This is a genomic window from Symplocastrum torsivum, from assembly GCF_059505465.1.
Genome location: NZ_JCACKQ010000016.1, coordinates 1 through 17,905 on the forward strand (window position 1 = coordinate 1; position 17,905 = coordinate 17,905).

Below are 17,905 nucleotides of genomic sequence, written 5' to 3' on the forward strand. Positions count from 1 at the left end.
CAATTGCGCTCCACTCAGCTTCGCTGAGTCAGAGCGCTTTAGTCTAAACTCCAGTCACCAATTGGTGACATAATTTCTAACACCCCTGACAAGTAGGACAATCTAACATCTCGGTTGTCCTCTAGCTGTGCTTCTATAGCTTTGAACTTCTCCCAACTAATGCCATACAAAGTTACCAGTTTTTCCTCGGTTGGCTGATGGGCTTGTTTGTCTAAAAGTTGGGGATTCATAGGCTTGACACTCCGCTTATGTACTGATTCTGTTACAAGTCTCCAGCCGATTGTGCGATCGCGTTCTCCTTACCAACCTACTTATCAAACTTCATCAGGATTGATACCCATCTGGCGTAACCGTTCTGCCAATCGCTCGGCTCGTTGTCGTTCTCGTTCAGCTCGCTCTTCTCCAGTCAGCAACAAATTACCTTGAGCATCCCACCAGCGCAGCCAAGGCAGTTCCATCTCTTCATATTGCCCCTGCCAAAGGCCTAGCTCAACACCCATTTGCGCGATCGCATAGTGACCTCGTTCATTTACGGGTAAGAGTTCATAGCGACCATCTACCAAGTGATAAACTTCCACTAAGGCTTTTTTCACTTCGTAGATGCCATAGAAAGGTACTCGAATCGCTTGCTCATACACCCAGAATTTGCCAGCCTTCTTTTCTTCATCTTGGTTAAGGGAAGCAGGCAGAGTCTTGTCTCGTTCTTCTGAGCCATCTCCAGAGACAAATTCCAGTACTATCAGTGGTGCAACATATTCCTGCCACAATACATAAGACCGACGCACCTGAGTGTTCAATAACGGTGGCACATTGGGAACGTAAAACCAATCCGGTGCTTCCGCACCTCTTTCCGGTGGGTCAGTCATACGCCAATAGATGCCACAATCTTGACCGATGCAGTATTGTCCGTCAGGATGCAGTTGTCGCAATACAGGTCTGATCGAGTCAGTCAATAGGATACTTTGAGGATGTTCTTGAAAGTTCTTCACAAACGTACCGTCTGACTCTGGTAACTCAGTGTGGTCTGGGAGATGGGTAACTCCAATTTCATGCGGTTTGGCAATCATGGAACTATCGCTATTGAGGGCAGTTGAATCTATGGTAGTTGGCGATAAGCCTGTGGAGTTTGAATAGAAAAAGCGATCGCGTTCCTATCAAATCTAGAAATAGCGATCGCACTCTCCCTATTCTCATTGACCCATCAAGAAGGAATTTCCCCAAAACCTACATCAAGAATTGAAAACTTATCCCAACCTGGTGCATCAAAATGCCACCATTCTGTTGCTAAGGGTATAAAGCCATATTTCTTCATTGCATCCTCAAGCTGCTTGCTATTTTTCTTTGCTTGAGTACTTGCACCCTTATAGGTTCTATGAGCTTTTTCTGTAAAATCATCAAATCCCGTTGGCATTTCTAATTCTTTGCCGTTGCGGTCAACCAGTGTAATATCAACGGCTGCGCCACGATTATGTCGAGAACCCTTTGCTGGATTTGCTACATAGCGCGGATCGGGCTTTATTTGCCACATTTGCTTTTGAACAGATAGGGGTCTATAGCAGTCATAAACTTTTAACCCCAATCCACTTTTTGCTAAATCGTCTTGAACTTGTGAGAGTCTTCTTGCGGCTGCACCTCTAAGTACACATCGCGCCACGGGGTAGACTTTTCCTTTTAAGAAATTATTGGTTGTTGCGTAGCGAATATCCAGTGCAATCTTAGTATTAATTGAGCGAATATCAACTAGTCGAGCATCAAAGGGCAGTGGCGAGGCAGCAAGGCTTTGGGATGGAGTAGCAAAAGGCTGTGATGGTACGGCTTCACTATCACTGGTTGTTTGAGCTAGTGTTGTCATTGGAGCGGTAAAGCTAGTTAGAGGTGCAGCTTCGGAGCTTTGACACAGTACAAATACAGCCAAAAATGTGCTAAGAAAGCATATCGTTAGGCTTGTTGTAATTAACTTTGACCAAGAACTTCTTAGTGATACTTGTTTCAGACTGACAGCAGCTATTTGAATAAGAGTGTAAGGACAATATTTAGACATAAATATCTAGCCAGTAAAAGACTTGCGACAAGTTTTTTGACTACTCTAGTGTTGACTAAGAGCAGCAGAAGTACAGTGAAATAAGCATACATAAGGATGCCTTACACTATATGATGCTTCCTTAGAAAAACTTGCTTACAGCAGTAATGAAGTAAACGCAAAATAAGAAAACCAACCACTGACTAACAGCATCACTGGGACAATGAACGTTGCCGATCTGTCTGACAAGTTGGAAAGCTGAGTGCAGCCGCTGTAGAGAGTAAAAATTGTGTAGCAAGTGGCGAATACACTAACAATTGGCAGGGTGTAACTTGGCAAGACGCTAACGATGCCACTGAGTATAAGCAGAAAGCTTAAGGGCAAAAGGGAAGCACCTGCAAGGAAAATATCACCAGCAAAACTACCCTTACGGCGAAATATACCACGAGCGATCGCACTGATCACAGCAACGCTGATAAATGGTACAACTCCGATAAGCATCAGCTTAGGGATCGAAGCCTCAAAGAAATCTCGCCAACCCAGATAAGCACCACAGACAAAGCAAAGATCGAAAATCCCAGCAAATACTATACCGACTGCGATCGCTTGTTGTTTGCCGAGACTGACAAAGGTGGGCAACATTCCACCAACGGGATTAAGCGCTAAAGACTTGAAAGCCCTCAACGCCTCACCAAACCCATTCCTGACAACGGCTGTTGCGTTTCCTCCGGTTCTTCTCAGCTTTCCCTGAGTCTTGCTTAGGGATTTGAGGGTTTCCTGTGCTAGCTGATAACCAGTTCTATCTCCTTGCTCTCTAAATAATTCTGCGGCTTTTTGCAAATCCTCAACAGCAAGGGGAAGTTCGTTCAAGTCATTGTTAGCTAAACCCCGATGGTAGTAGGCTTGGGCATAATCTCCTTCTTGTGCGATCGCCTGTGTATACGCCTCAATCGCTGCCTGTGTGTATCCCAGCCGGTAACGCGACCTGCCCTGATAGTAGTAAGCTTGAGCCAAGTTGGGATTAATGCTCAGTGCCTCATTACAATCTTTCAGCGCCCCTCGCGCATCTCCGAGTTTGTAGCGCATCGCCCCTCGCTTGATGTACGCTTCGATAAAGCGAGGATTGAGATCAATTGCCTGCGTGTAATCCTCAACTGCCCCTTGATAATCTTTGTCCAAGGCTTTGGCAACTGCTCGAACATAGAAGTCTTGCGAACTCCTACCTTGCTTTTTACGCTGATTTATGCTTGGGTCAAACCCTTGATCGTATTGAGTTCGCTGCACAGAGTCTGAGAGAACTTCGTAAGCTTGGCAAATTTCCTTAAATCTCTCGGCGGCGGTTGGATTGTCTGGATGTAAATCTGGGTGGTATTCGCGGGCAAGACGGCGGTAAGCTTCTTTAATTTCTTCAATAGTGGCTTCTCTGGATATTTCCAGAATTTTGTAGTAGTCGCGAGAGTCCTGCATGTGACTTTGACCAAGGAGCGCTTTACCTATTAGAGTGTCACACCAAGATCAAAATTGACAAAGAGGTTTGGGGATTGGGGATTGGGAATTGGGAATTGGGAATTGGGGATTAGGCGAATTTGAACTCTTTCTAGTCCCCAATCCTAAAGAGGTTAGGATTTCCTTTCTTCAATGCAATGGGAAGGAAGAATCGCTGCGACTTGTGATTATAAGATGTGTAATTATTCCAACGTTCAACAAGGCTCTATTGCAAAGTTTAAGGGTTTGTAGGCGCTTCGCCAGTTGAAGGTTGTGTTGGCACTACTGATGGCGTTGGTTCAGGTTGCGATTGTTCACCCGGAGTTGGTTCAGATGGGGTAGGTTCGCCTTGGCTGTTTTCTTCTGCTTTGCGCCGCTTAGCTTCGTCAATTAATTTATTCAACTGTTCGCGCCAATAGCGTTGTTCTGGAAAATCAGTGTCTGACTCATGAATCAAAACCTTATCCCAGTCACCTTCATTGAATGCCTGTTGAATCTGTTTAAATTGTGCCTCAGCGGCTGCCCATTCTTTCTGCCATTGAGCGATTTTCGCTACAGCCTCGTCTCTGTATTCAGAACCCTTTGAAGCAACGCTTTGAGCTAGCTTAAGCGCACTTAACAAATCTCCTTTTTCATAAGCCTCAGCAGCTTTTTCCAAATCCTTTGCACCGTTATCAACGGGTTTCGGCTTGACTGGCGATGGTTTTGGCGGAGGAGTCTCGACGGGTGGCTGACTGGCTACTGGCTCAGGAGGTTTCTGATTGGCTAAGTTACAGTCTACAAACTTGCTTCCATTGAAAACCCATCCCCTCACAGGTGAACTAATCTCTACCCAGCCATTTTGCTGTGAGCCAGTGAGGGCAAGCGTTCTCCCTTTCTGTACAGTGTTAACGACGTTCTGGTTAGTTCCCGGCCCAGAGCGAACATTTAACAAGTCTGTCTTTACCGTGCAGCTTCCTTCTGAACCAGCCAATACATTAGTCCCGCCGCCGGGAAACGAGTTTTGACGAATGGCGTAAGCCAAACCGAAGCCTGCAATCACAGTAATCACCATCGCTGCACCAACCACGAAAGGTAAAGAGCTGGAGTTAGAAGAGGAAGTATAGCTAGGTGAGGCAGCGACGGGTTGCCGAGGAGATGCAGGACTGGCGGCTAGGGTGTTGTGCTGAGAGGGTGGCGTTGGGGGATAGTTGGGTGGGGTTGGCGGATAATTGGGTTGTGGTGATGTCTGTTGGGGATTGGGAAACTCGTTACCAGAGGGATATCGAGGGAGGTTATTGTATGGCGTTGTCGGTGGGTAGGAGGCATTGAGCTGCTGCAACGCTTGCAGCACTTCGGAAGCTGTTTGGTATCGGTCTTTGAAGTGATAGCGCACCATCTTGGTAAGGATATTTGCAAATCCTCTACTTACTGAGACTAGGTGCTGCCAGAGGAGTTCGCCTGTGTTGAGGTCTTCTTGGATACTGACAGGCATCAAACCCGTGAGTGCCTGGATAGCAATAACACCCAACGCATAAATATCACTACTAGGACGTGGTTGACCTAGCGCTTGTTCGCTTGGCATATAACCTGGAGTGCCCACAGCAACAGTCGCGCTTGGCTGTCCATAAGCGCTAGCCATCTGGGTGCGGATTTGCTTGACTGCCCCAAAGTCCACCAACACTAATTTTTGGTCTGAGTTGCGCCGGATGAGGTTGTCAGGCTTGATATCGCGATGGATAACGCCGTGGTGGTGGACAAATTCCAACACACCTAAAACTTCTTTGAGTAAGTCAATTACCCGACTTTCGTCCCACCGTTGACCGGGTTGCAGTTCTTGGCTGAGGGTATGCCCTTCAATATATTCTTGTACTAAGTAGAATTCCTGGTCTTCTTCAAAGTAGGCAAGTAGTCGGGTAATGTGGTCATGGTTTCCCAACTGTTCTAGAGTTTCAGCTTCACTATTAAACAGGCGTCGGGCTGTTTCCAGAAAGCTTGGCTCACTAGTAAGGGGCTTCAGTTGTTTAACAACGCAAGTTGGGTTGCCGGGACGTCTGGTGTCTTGTGCAAGATAGGTTCTACCAAATCCACCAGCACCCAAGACTTGGGTCACTTGGTAACGCCTGTCAAGTAACTTGCCTAACATAGGAAGGATGCGCTCAAGAATTCATTTGACAATATTTACATACGCTGACCGGGAATGTATGCCAGGATTGTGCCAATTTTCTTTTTTGATGCTACATTTCGCGGCTGGAAGCGCTGTAACTCTTTTGCCTCGGTTGATCAGTGCGCCTACGGAGTGTGCTAGATGATGCGATCGCACAAGCTAAGTCTTCATGATTCTCAACACTTCATCGACCAGGCAAATACAGGTTCGTAAACCTCTATCCTAGTCGTTGAACAGATTCCACTTTTAGAGTTCATCATAATAATTTTGCCCCTAGTAAAACGTTTTTAAGTTCATTTATGAAACCCAAATTTAAAAATACTGTCGCATGGGAACAGGCAGAACTGCTAATGCAACCCGCTTTAATCCGTATCGTCGATCAAGTTCGCAAACAACTGGAAGATACGACTTGGAAGGCAACTTACAAAGACATTCAAACTCCGATACCAGGCTATCAGTTGTGTTTGGAAAAGCAAGATACTTCAATATGCGTCGATTTGTGGGAACTTTGTTTTCAAGTCTGTTTTCGCAACTACAAACCTGTACACTCTGAACTAGAAAGCCAGGAAGTCGAAATTGATACAACACTGATTGATGAAACGGGTGATGTGGATTGGCAGTGTCTAGATACCAAGGCACAGCAGTTAGTGGCACAAGTTTTTGCAGATTTATCGGCTGTATGAGAAACAGCGACATAGAGACGCTTTCAGAGAACGATCGCAAATTGAAGGGAATGGACACGAGAATGATTCAAGACTTAGATGATATCCAGCGTGAGGCTGGGGCAACTTTTGAACCAGTTGCGGAGGAAATGGTTCCAGCAAGTTTCGGTAATGATGCCGCCGCAATTCAGGCGGCGCGTCAGGGAGTTGCTTTAGCTGATTTGTCTCACTGGGGACGACTGAAAATTTCGGATGATGACCGACTGCGCTACTTACACAACCAAAGTACGAATGACTTCCAATCCCTGAAGCCAGGGGAGGGTTGTGACACCGTTTTTGTAACGCCTACAGCCCGTACTATTGATTTAGCAACGGCTTATGTGATGGAAGACTCGGTATTGCTGCTAGTTTCTCCAAATCGGCGTCAATATCTGATGGAGTGGCTAGACCGTTTTATTTTCCCAATGGATCGGGTGGAATTGGCAGATGTGTCCAGCGAGAGTGCAACCTTTAGCTTAATTGGACCCCAAAGCGATCGCTTGTTGCAAACGTTGGGTGTTGAGTTATCTATTGGTGAAGCGTATGGCAGTCACCAGTCAGTAATGTTAGGTGAAATTAAAGCGCATATTGCTGTAGGAAGTGGTTTAGCCTTACCCGGATATACACTGATTGTCCCTGTTAGTGACGCAGCGAAACTCTGGCAAACCCTAACAGTAGCAGGCGCAGTACCAATGGGCGATCGCGTTTGGCAGCAATTGCGAATTGAACAAGGACGTCCGACTCCCGACTATGAACTGACAGAAGATTACAATCCTCTAGAAGCTGGTTTGTGGCAGACTATTTCGTTTGAAAAAGGTTGCTACATTGGGCAAGAAACGATTGCCCGTTTAAATACTTACAAAGGCGTTAAGCAGCAACTTTGGGGCATTCGCCTAGAAGCACCCGTTGAACCGGGAACGGTAGTCATGCTAGGAGAAGAAAAAGTTGGTAAGCTAACCAGTCTCACACAAACTGACAAAGGAACGTTTGGACTCGCCTACATTCGATCAAAAGTCGGTGGCAAAGGTTTACAAGTCCAAGTCGGAGAGGTGGCTGGTGAAATTGTTGATGTCCCGTTCTTAACCCATGAGTATCAGTAAGCCCTTATGATTGCAAGCCGAAACTGCTCCCTGATTTGTTTGATTTTTGCACTTCCTGTCCCGATAGTCTTATAAAAACGTACTGGGTAAGCAGAGGGCTTGAACTGGATGATGGTTTAAGTGTTCTTAAACCATTTCTTTGTCAGGATGTCGCATTGGAATCCTAATAATAAACTGAGTACCTTGGCCTAGTTTAGAAATGCACTGCAATTTCCCACCGTGTTTTTCAACAATAATTTGATAGCTGATTGATAATCCTAAACCCGTACCTTTACCCAAAGGCTTGGTCGTAAAGAATGGGTCAAACAGCTTTTGTTGTACTTCCTCCGTCATCCCTACACCATTATCAACAATCCGAATTACTACCCAGTTATGGCTATTAGCTTCAGTAGAAATCTTGATTGTGGGTGCAGTGGGAAGAGACTGATTGACTTGTTGATTTTTTTTACAGTTCGGTTGAAAACTGTTGTCTTTTTCTTCTCCCTTACTTTCCAAGGCATCGATCGCATTACTAATCAAATTCATAAATACTTGGTTTAGCTGCCCTGCGTAACACTCCACTAAAGGCAGTACTCCGTACTCTTTAATAACCTGAATTTCTGGGCTTTCTCCCTTAGCTTTCAAACGATTCTTTAAAATAAGTAAAGTGCTATCAATGCCTTCGTGAATATCAACTGGCTTCATTTCGGCTTCATCTAGCCTTGAGAAGTTCCGCAATGAAAGTACAATTTCGTGAAGGCGGTCAGCGCCAACTTTCATTGACCGCATTAGGTTCGGGAGGTCTTTAATAACAAACTCAAGATCGACCTCCTCAACCTCGTCTTGAATCACTGCAACGGGTTCGGGATAATGCTGCTGATAAAGGTTAACAACTTGAAGTAAATCCTGGATGTACTCACAGGCATAGTTGATATTGCCAGTAATAAAGCTAACGGGATTATTAATTTCGTGCGCCACACCAGCAACTAACTCACCTAAGCTGGACATTTTTTCGGTTTGCACCAATTGAGCTTGAGTACGTTGCAATTCCTCTAAGGCTTGCTCTAGTTCTGTGGCTTTGGTATTGGCACGCGCTTCAGACAACTGGAGGGCTGTGTTTTGTTCAGCAAGTTGTGCAGCTGTCTGTGTTTCTTTGTCCAAAAGACTAGCTTGAGCTACAGCAATGCCAACTTGAGCGGCAACGGCTTCGATTAACTCAATCTCGCTGCTTAGCCAGTTACGGTAGGAATCACATTGATGTAGGCTCAGTACACCATTGGGTTTGCCTTGATAAGAGGTACGAATGCAGACCATTGATTTGATATTCTTTTCCCGATACCAATCTAGGGCAGTGGTTAGTGACGGTTCTGTGTAGACATTGGTAAAAGCGATCGCTTGATCGGTTGCCAGCACTCGTTCCGCATAAAGATTTCCCTGCACTGACCCGGTAAAACCGTGGAGGGAGGAATACCCAGATTCCAAATACTCCGCAACAAGTGGTAGCTGGGGTTGGGGTGTGTCTTGATAGAGGTAAATCATGCAGCGGTTGGTTTGTAGGACTTGTCCTACTCGCGCCACGGTAGTTTGGAAAATCTGCTGGAGGTCAAGTGAGGAACGAATCTCGGTTGTGATTTGTTTGATTAATTCAGCACGGTAGTAGGAACGTCGCAAGGCGGCTTCTGCCTGCTTGCGTTCTGTAATATCAGTATGAATAGCGATGGTGCCTACTACCTCACCTGCTACATCTTTAATGGCATCTGTGCGTAGAGCAATCTGCTTAACAATTCCACTACTGGTGATCATCTCTACTTCGCCTTGCCACGAATGACCACTAATCGTGATGGCAGATACCTCGTGCATGACTTTGGGGTTGGGGAAGAGGCAAAAAGACCCCCCCCTAGCATTCAACTGCTCTAGCGTATAGCCAAACATCTGGCAAAAAGCAGCGTTGAGGTAGATGAGCCTTGAACCCATCGAGTCAGTGATGCCAATCGCATCGCTTGCATTCTCAACCGCTTTGCTAATCCGCAAGAGTTCAGCTTCTGTTTGCTTAGCTGCTGTGATGTCTTCAACCATTGTTACAACAAACAGTGGTTTTCTTGCCTTATCTCGGACAAGCGAAACCGTCAGCCGTCCCCAGACTAAGTTGCCGCTTTTGTGGAAGTAGCGTTTCTCTAACTGATAAGAGGAAATAGAATCGGCTAGTAAAGCTTGGTACAAGTTGAAGTCAGCCGCAACATCGTCTGGATGGGTAATCGTTCGCTGGCGTAGCTCAATCTCGGTATAGCCAAACAGTTTTTGCATAGCGGGATTGCTGGTTAATAGCTCTCCTGAGGGGTCACATAAGGCAATCCCTAACGCTGCCCCTTCAAAGATGGCTCGGAAACGCACTTCACTTTGCCGCAGTGCTTCCTGAACTTTGAGGCGCTCTGTAACATCACGAAAGTTGATCACAATGCCACCAACGGCTTCATCTGCTAGGAGGTTGGTGCTGGATGCTTCTAAGAAACACCAAGACCCATCTTTTCGCAGACAACGGAATACCATGTTTGAGACTAAGGTGACTCCATGACCCACTACCACTGACTTGTCGATTGCCTCTGTGATTGCTTCTGTGTCTTGTGGGGCAATGTACTTTAAGACAGGTTGCCCAATTAATTCTTCAGGCGAGTAACCGAGGATGCGTTCAATCGCAGGGCTTTCGTAGAGGATAGTCCCGTCCGCTGACAAGATTGTAATGAGGTCAGAGGAGTTTTGAATTAGCGATCGCCATTTGGCTTCACTCCGCGCCCGCGCTTCCTCTGCTTGTTTCGCTGGCGTGGTGTCATGGGTAAGCGTAGAAATTAGCTCAGTCTCACTGCTTTCTATGTGATGGGAGATGAGTACACACGAAACTGGGATTTCCTGCTTCTCGCTGTTGTTCCAAGTCTTTTTGTCAGAACTCTTGCCCTCAAACCTTGTTCCCGGCAAGCTCTCACCCGTAATCCTCTCCCTGGTAATGTCCCGACAAACTCCAGTCATCTTGATGGGATGGGAGCGTTCGTCGTAATACACTCGTGCTTGTGTTGCTAGCCGATGAATACTTCCATCAGGGCAAGTGATGCGAAAGTCTATATCACAGTCAACTTGTTCTTTAATGGAACGTGCGATCGCTTGAGTCACAGCTCGGCGATCGGCGAAATAAATTAGCTTCAGTAAGCTTTTGTACGTTCCTTTAAGTGTTTCGGGAGCTATACCAAAGAGTTGGTCAATATTTTCAGACAAGGCAACTTGACCCGTCCGTATATCCCACTCCCACATGCCAGTATTCGTGACCTGTAGTGCTAGCTTCAGTCGGGTGTCACTCTTATCCAGGTATTGCATAAAGCGTAACAACAATTGGCAGTTTGCTAAGGATATTTAGGGTTTGTTACTCAGTTAAACTCAAATGGGCTTAACTGAGTTTAGCGCAAGCCCTACTCAACATTTCTTAACAATGCACCCACTGAAGTTGTATCAGGCTCATTCTTGCCCAGTCACAAAGTGACCGCACTTCCTGTACGAGAAATAATTTCCGCACCTAGGGTCGGTCAGTAGATTAGGACTGCCGAGTTGACCGATGATATTTAGGATAGAGCATAGACACCACAGGATGCCCACCTTTTAGGTGGCGTTCGACCACCGCAGTGACTTCACTGGCGTGGACTCCACTGTACCAAATTTCTTCAGGCGTCACTAGAACCATCGGGCCGCAATCGCATTGTCCCAGACAACTGCTACCTACTATTGTGACATGGGTCACTGGCAAGGCTTGAAAAGCTGCTAAAACGGCTGCTGCCCCCTGCTTGCGGCAACTACGGCTCTGACACACTAGTCTCTCTTTACATAACTTGGGAGTTTCAACGTCCATCGTCCATTAAGAAAATAGAGGTCACACAGCCGCAGTCAAAGATGCGATTAGAGGGGCCTCTTTAAAGTAACAAACTAGATTTGATATTACTTGGAACTAGTGCCGCTCCCTTGGAAGTCAAGGCGTTACTGAAGCTGAGAGGGTTGCTCCCAACCCCACGCATCAAAAATGAAAAACCTTTGAGTGTAAGGCGTTTACCCATTCGTAATCTGGCGGGTTATTTCTGCCGCGCTGCACTAGCTTGATGAGGTTGAGCTAAGTAGTCAGACAAAATTAATTACACAAAATACAGACTAAAATCCTCTGCTAGCAATTATCTATCTGTGTAAATATTCCTGTCCAAGTAGTTAACTGTTCCTGCTCCAAGCATTTACTGAGTTTTTCACCCAGTACCTGTACATTGGGTTCCGCTAAGATGCCGAGGTGGTCTCCAGGAATATCATGGATCTCCACCCCTCCTGCCGCTAAATCTTGCCAGCCATATCCAGACTCCAGGTAAGCGCGAGAAAAGTACTTTTGGTCATCAGTCGAGCGGAAGAGGGTAACTTGACCGGAATAAACTTGCGGTACATACTTTTCTCCTGCCTGCCTGTTCTCCTCAAGAATCATCAAGAGTCGGAGGGTTTGAGGCAAGGGACGCCCACTCCACTGATAGAACTTGCACGAAATCAACTGGAAACGGTTGGTCAGTTCCTCAATCTTGGTTTTCACCTTCTTCACAATGTAGGCAGGTCCGGATTGGAAAAAGTTACTGATATGGACAGAAACCTGCTTAAGCTGTGACAATCCTTCAGGTTCTCCTGGGCTGTAGGAATCTAACAAAGCTACCAGTCCTACTGCTTGCCCTTGCGCCGTCAACTGCCGCGCTATCTCGAAGGCGACCTGACCGCCAAATGAGACACCAGCTAGATAATATGGCCCTTCCGGCTGGAGAGCTTGCATTTCTTTGATGTAGTAAGCGGCTAACTCTTCAATCTGATTGGGGGGAGCTTGGTGTTCATCTAAGATTTGTGCGGAAAGTCCATACAGAGGTTGTTCTCGACCTAGATAACGGGCTAGAGGGCGGTAGAAGCTGAGACCTTCACCAAGTACATGGATACAGAATAGGGGTGGCTTGGCAGCGCCCGGTTGAATAACGACCAGTGATGAGCAAGGGGCTGACCAAGCTTCTTGGCGGAGAATATGCGCCAATTGCTTGATGGTAGGGGCTTGGAAGATTGTGGTAAGGGGCAGGTTCTTTTTGAAGGTTTGCTCGATTTGGTTAGCTAAGCGTGCCGCCAGTAAGGAATGTACTCCCAATTCAAATATGTTGTCCTGGATGCCAATCGGTTGGATACCCAAAACTTGTTCCCAAATTTTGGTCAGTTGTAGCTCTAACTCATCGCGAGGAGCGACAAAGGCTTCACTGGATTCTTGCCGCGTCAGATCGGGAGCAGGAAGAGCGCGACGGTCTACTTTATCATTGGGAGTTAGAGGTAAAGTGTCCATCTGTACACAGGTAGAAGGCACCATGTAGTCAGGCAGTTTCTGTTTGACAAATTGGCGCAGTTCACTACTGGTAAACGTCTGCTCCGGTTGGGCAACGAAATAAGCCACTAGGCGCTTATTCCCTGGCACATCCTCACGGGCAATCACAACGGCTTGCTGCACGGCTGGGTGTTGTTCGAGTACAGCTTCAATTTCTCCAAGCTCAATGCGAAAGCCACGGATTTTTACTTGAAAGTCAATGCGACCGATAAATTCAATATTGCCGTCCGGTAGATAGCGCACTTTATCTCCAGTCTTGTAGAGGCGTGCATTGGGTTCATTACTGAAGGGATTGGGGATGAATTTATCAGCCGTCAAATCGGGACGGTTGAGATAACCCCGACCTAGACCAGCACCACCAATATAGAGTTCACCAGGCATCCCTATTGGGACAGGCTGTAGTTGTTGATCGAGGATGTAGGCTTGAACGTTAGCTATCGGACGACCAATTGGTATGTCTGTCCTAGCGTGGTCGGTTTCTGGAGCGGCAAGTGGATCATAGACCGTTGCCGTTACTGTAGTTTCAGTGGGTCCATAAGTATTTAGCCAACGGGGATACTCCCCAACGAGTTGTAACCAGGTTGAATAGGCAGAACGTGAAGCTTTTTCCCCACCGACAACGACTAAACGGACGCTGGTAGGCATAGGTTGTTTCAGTAGAGACATCCCGTTCACCAGCTCATGCCAGAAGGCAGTTGGAAGGTTCAAAATGGAGACTTGCTCTCGTTCAACGAACTGTAAGAAACTCGCTGTAGAAGAAAGCATTTCTTCCGTGCGGAAGATAACTCTAGCGCCGCTGAGCAAAGCTGGAAAGAGTTCCTCGATGATAATATCGAAACTCATGCTCGAAAATTGCAGAACGTGATCGCTGTTTTTGAGGTCAAACTGCTTGGCGATCGCTACACTATGGTTCACCATTCCTTGATGAGTAATCATCACTCCCTTCGGTTTTCCCGTAGAACCGGAGGTGTAGATGACATAGGCGAGATTCTGAACCGTTGTCTCGCTGATTGGGTTTTCTGAACTTTGTTGGGCAATCACTTCCCAATCCGCATCTAAGCAAATCACTGAAGCTTTGTGATCGGGCAGAGAGGCGACTAGCCGCTCTTGGGTTAAAATCACTGGTGTTTGGGAGTCTTGGAGCTTATAAGCTCGACGCTCGTGGGGATAGGACGGGTCTAGAGGAACATAAGCTCCACCTGCCTTGAGGATGCCCAGAAAGCCTACAACCATTTCTATAGAGCGCTCTACAGAGATTGCTACCAGCACGTCGGGTTTTACTCCCAATCCTTGTAGGTAGTGTGCCAGTTGATTCGCCCTACTGTTGAGTTCCCGATAGGTCAACTGCTGGTCTTCAAAGACTACTGCTACGGCATCTGGTGTCCGCTCTACCAATTCTTCAAATAGTTGATGAATGCAGGTCTGTTTAGGGTAATCTGCCTGAGTGTTATTCCACTCCACTAGCAATTGATATCGTTCTGCGGCTGTTAAGAGGGGTAAATCCGAAACGCGAGTGTCGGGGTTCCCAAGAATACCCTCTAGCAAGGTCTGGAAATGACCCGTCATTCTAGTAATTGTTGCTGCATCAAATAAATCAGCATTGTATTCAAACCAACCACTAATGCCTTGTGATGTTTCTTTTAAAACAAGGGTTAAATCCAACGCTGCTATCGGACTCTCAACTTGGGGAGAATTTACAGTCAGATTGGGCAGCGTCAGAGATAGTGTTGAAGCCTCTTGGAAAACGAACATCACCTGAAACAAGGGGTGATGATTCAAATTACGTTCTGCCTGTAGTTCTTCTAAAAGCGTTTCAAAGGGTAAGTCTTGGTGAGCAGAGGCTTCTAAAGTTACCTCGTGTACCTGAGCTTGCAGTTCTCGAAAACTAAGGTTGCCTGAAAGCTTAGTTCGTAAAACTAAAGCATTGACAAACGAGCCAATCAGCCCATCTCTGTTTACACCGTTGCGATCGCCAACAGGAGAACCGACGAGGATGTCTTCCTGTCCTGTGTACCGATACAGCAAAATGTTGAGCGCTGCCAGCAGCGTTACAAACAAGGGACTGCCTTCCTGTTGCGAGAACTCCTTGATCGCTTCGGTTAAAGGTTTGGGGAGTTCTAGAGATTGCCTCGCACCTTGTCCGGTCTGAAATGGCGATCGCTCTGCACTATTGCGGAGCGCAGATCGCGGACGATCGGTAGCTAACTCCAGCACGGGAAGAGCGCCAGCTAGTTGTTGTTTCCAGTAGGCCAAGCTTTGTTCTGTAAGTGTTGTCGATAGCATCTCTAAATCGGGTTGAAACAGTAAATGGTAAATACCAACATGATTGGACTTGCTCACTGGTTTTCTTTCCCCAAACCACACCTAATTACAGGTGGGCTTAGCTTTATGAGGCGGGAACTAGCTTGATGGAGTTGGGCTAAATGTGCCTGTTCCAAGCATTTACTGAGGTTTTCTCCTAGCATCCGGACATGGGGTTCTTTGAAAATTTCAATGTGGTCGCCCGAAACATCTTCCCTAGAATTCCGACAAAGCAACAGCCGCCGCTTGAGAAACTCAATTAGCGGGAAATCCTTCTATACGACTGTTTTAGGAAGTCTGTTAGCTAACGCAGAGGCACCCATCCTCTTTGGCAGAACCTGCAAATCGCAAAGTCATGAAATCTGCAAGTACTTGTCCAATAGCTGTCTTTTAAAGATAAGCATCTTCACTTTACTTACGATAACTATCAATAGCCTGAAAGTGCCATATTTTTTCGATAAAATTATATATAAAGAAGCAATAAATATTGTTGATAAGTCTACTATTGGTGGAGCTTGTGGTATTTATCAATAGGCTCAAGACACTATAGTTAAATAGTAATTCATGTTAAGATTTGATGAACCTTCTGGCAGAAAAAAATATTTTGTAGTATCGTATGAATTTAGAAGGATTGCGCTAAAGTGTTTGCTGTTTTAATGGCTTAATTTTACAAGGTTTGGGTAACCCAAGTAGATGGCGCAACTCAAAGCACAGGTGTGTTACCCCTAAGTAAGAAAATTGCGATCGCCTTAAATTACTCTTTGGTTTTAGCAGCGTGCAATGTTTGAATTTTGCGATCGCTAAGGGCAAATGTTCAAAATCTAAAAGTCTTAATGAGTTTATCCAAAGATTGGTTTAGCTTGTGCCTGGTCAAAGCCTTTTGTGGAATCATCCGCCAGATAACCTTGTCTTGTCGAGTCAAGATGTCCATGTCTGGCGTGCTGAACTAAAACAACCAACAGAATGGGTAGAAAAGCTGTCGCAAACGCTATCTGAAGATGAGCAAATTAGAGCTAAGCGATTTTACTATGAGCGTGACCGGAAGCATTTTATTGTCGGTCGTGGGCTACTGCGAACGCTCCTTAGCCGCTATGTTGGTATTGCGCCAGATCAACTTCAGTTTTGTTATGGTTCCCGTGGCAAACCGTCTCTCGCTGCCACAGGTGTAGACAGCACGATTCAATTTAATCTCTCGCACTCTCACGGACTAGCGCTGTATGCCGTCACACGCGATCGCAAAATTGGCGTTGACCTCGAATATATCCGCTCAACTTCCGATGTAGAGAAGCTAGCTCAACGCTTCTTTTCGCCTCGTGAATTTGCAATCATTCATTCCCTTCCCCCAGACCAAAAGCAAATTGCCTTCTTTCACGCCTGGACTTGCAAGGAAGCCTACCTCAAAGCCACAGGTGAGGGACTAGCTCAGTTAGAACAAGTCGAGGTTTCCCTAGATCTAGGAGAACCACCTCGGCTGCTGAGCATCAATAAAGATTGCCAACCGCCTACCCAGTGGAGACTGGAAGCACTGACACCAGCCATTGACTACATGGCAACTCTTGCTGTGGAGGGACAAAACTGGCATCTGGATTGCTGGGACTGGCAAGGCTCTTAATCAGGTGAAAGTCCCTTCGAGGCAAGCCATTCCTGATTAAATAATCGTGACTGGTAACGGGCACCACCATCACACAGGATAGTAACAATCGTGTGACCGGGTCCCATTTCTTGAGCAAGAGCAACTGCCGCTCCCACATTAATACCTGAAGAACCACCCAGAAATAGCCCATCTTTCCTGAGCAGTTGATAAATCACTCTTACCGCTTCGCGATCGTCTACTTGAATTGCATCATCAATGGGAACGTCTTCCATATTTGCTGTGATGCGGCTATTACCAATGCCTTCTGTAATTGAGCTACCTTCGGTGTGAATCTCGCCAGTCTTGACATAACTGTATAGACCACTACCCATTGGGTCAGCGACTACTGTTTTGATGTTGGAATTTTTTTCTTTCAAGAACAATGAGACACCTGCCAATGTGCCACCAGTACCAGTAGCAGTAACCCAAGCATCAACTTTGCCCTCAGTCTGTTCCCAAATCTCTCGACCAGTAGTTTCGTAGTGCGCTTGCCGATTTGCTAGGTTATCAAATTGGTTAGCCCAGATGGCATTTTCCATCTCTTCGGCAAGGCGTCCAGACAACTTCACGTAGTTGTTGGGGTCTTTATAAGGTACAGCGGGAACGGGACGAACTTCGGCACCTAGCGTCCTCAAGGCATCCATCTTCTCTTGTGATTGAGTATCTGGAATAACAATCAAACACTTGTAGCCCTTAGCATTACAGATATGAGCTAGACCAATGCCAGTATTACCCGCTGTTCCCTCAACAACGGTACCCCCAGGCTTGAGCAAGCCTTTTTTTTCGGCATCTTGAATAATGTAAAGTGCCGCTCGGTCTTTCACAGAGCCGCCCGGATTAAGAAACTCTGCTTTACCAAGGATTTCGCAGCCAGTTTCCTCACTAAAACTGTTAAGTCGGATGAGTGGCGTGTTACCTACCGTTCCGATAAAGCCTGGTTTGATATCCATATTTCTTTTAGTATTTGGTGTAGTTTTTAGGATAAGTTCTAACCTCTTTGTTTACACAAAATGCCCAAGAAGCTCACTCTCACTCGTGAGAGTGTTATTGATGAGGGAAAGAATTGAGCTTCTAGACTACCTTTATTTATGATTACCTTATGAGAAATAGGGTGGGCGTTGCCC

The 17,905-nt window shown here is 46.2% G+C and carries 12 protein-coding genes; 3 read left to right on the forward strand and 9 right to left on the reverse strand.

The window, feature by feature from the left end; all coding sequences use genetic code 11:
* Positions 1-38 precede the first annotated feature (38 nt).
* From AC5JL3_RS05540 to AC5JL3_RS05560, 5 genes are all read right to left on the reverse strand, one after another.
* The gene (locus AC5JL3_RS05540; RefSeq protein WP_496073522.1) at positions 39-230 is read right to left on the reverse strand and encodes a hypothetical protein; all 192 of its coding nucleotides are present in this window, start codon (positions 228-230) and stop codon (positions 39-41) included.
* Positions 231-314: 84 nt separating this feature from the next.
* Positions 315-1,067: a Uma2 family endonuclease gene (locus tag AC5JL3_RS05545; protein ID WP_496073523.1), complete on the reverse strand. Its 753-nt coding sequence runs from the start codon at positions 1,065-1,067 to the stop codon at positions 315-317.
* A 134-nt stretch (positions 1,068-1,201) separates the two neighbouring features.
* Positions 1,202-1,852, reverse strand: coding sequence for a M15 family metallopeptidase (locus AC5JL3_RS05550; RefSeq protein ID WP_496073524.1), 651 nt, complete (start codon positions 1,850-1,852; stop codon positions 1,202-1,204).
* A 324-nt stretch (positions 1,853-2,176) separates the two neighbouring features.
* Complete coding sequence (locus AC5JL3_RS05555; protein WP_496073525.1) at positions 2,177-3,487, reverse strand: DnaJ domain-containing protein; 1,311 nt, start codon at positions 3,485-3,487, stop codon at positions 2,177-2,179.
* A gap of 256 nt (positions 3,488-3,743) precedes the next feature.
* Positions 3,744-5,597, reverse strand: a complete 1,854-nt coding sequence (locus AC5JL3_RS05560; RefSeq protein ID WP_496073526.1) for a protein kinase domain-containing protein — start codon at positions 5,595-5,597, stop codon at positions 3,744-3,746.
* Positions 5,598-5,950: 353 nt separating this feature from the next.
* Here AC5JL3_RS05560 and AC5JL3_RS05565 point away from each other — a divergent pair, with 353 nt between their 5' ends.
* Positions 5,951-6,334, forward strand: a complete 384-nt coding sequence (locus tag AC5JL3_RS05565) for a hypothetical protein (RefSeq protein WP_496073527.1) — start codon at positions 5,951-5,953, stop codon at positions 6,332-6,334.
* 62 nt (positions 6,335-6,396) lie between these two features.
* On the forward strand, positions 6,397-7,452 hold the full coding sequence (gene ygfZ, locus AC5JL3_RS05570) for a CAF17-like 4Fe-4S cluster assembly/insertion protein YgfZ (protein WP_496073592.1): 1,056 nt from the start codon (positions 6,397-6,399) through the stop codon (positions 7,450-7,452).
* 126 nt (positions 7,453-7,578) lie between these two features.
* On the opposite strand, the gene AC5JL3_RS05575 is transcribed toward ygfZ, so the two are convergent.
* The 3 genes from AC5JL3_RS05575 to AC5JL3_RS05585 form a co-directional block, all read right to left on the reverse strand.
* Positions 7,579-10,794 (reverse strand): PAS domain S-box protein, encoded by a 3,216-nt coding sequence (locus tag AC5JL3_RS05575; RefSeq protein ID WP_496073528.1) that lies wholly within the window; start codon positions 10,792-10,794, stop codon positions 7,579-7,581.
* A gap of 214 nt (positions 10,795-11,008) precedes the next feature.
* Positions 11,009-11,320, reverse strand: coding sequence for a (2Fe-2S) ferredoxin domain-containing protein (locus AC5JL3_RS05580; RefSeq protein WP_496073529.1), 312 nt, complete (start codon positions 11,318-11,320; stop codon positions 11,009-11,011).
* A 306-nt stretch (positions 11,321-11,626) separates the two neighbouring features.
* Positions 11,627-15,187: an amino acid adenylation domain-containing protein gene (locus tag AC5JL3_RS05585; RefSeq protein ID WP_496073530.1), complete on the reverse strand. Its 3,561-nt coding sequence runs from the start codon at positions 15,185-15,187 to the stop codon at positions 11,627-11,629.
* 823 nt (positions 15,188-16,010) lie between these two features.
* Between AC5JL3_RS05585 and AC5JL3_RS05590 the strand changes: the two genes are divergently transcribed.
* Positions 16,011-16,760, forward strand: coding sequence for a 4'-phosphopantetheinyl transferase family protein (locus tag AC5JL3_RS05590; protein ID WP_496073531.1), 750 nt, complete (start codon positions 16,011-16,013; stop codon positions 16,758-16,760).
* Here the strand turns inward: AC5JL3_RS05590 and AC5JL3_RS05595 are convergent.
* Entirely contained in the window at positions 16,757-17,731 is a 975-nt protein-coding gene (locus tag AC5JL3_RS05595) for a cysteine synthase A (protein WP_496073532.1), read from the reverse strand. The genes AC5JL3_RS05590 and AC5JL3_RS05595 overlap by 4 nt on opposite strands.
* Positions 17,732-17,905: the final 174 nt, after the last annotated feature.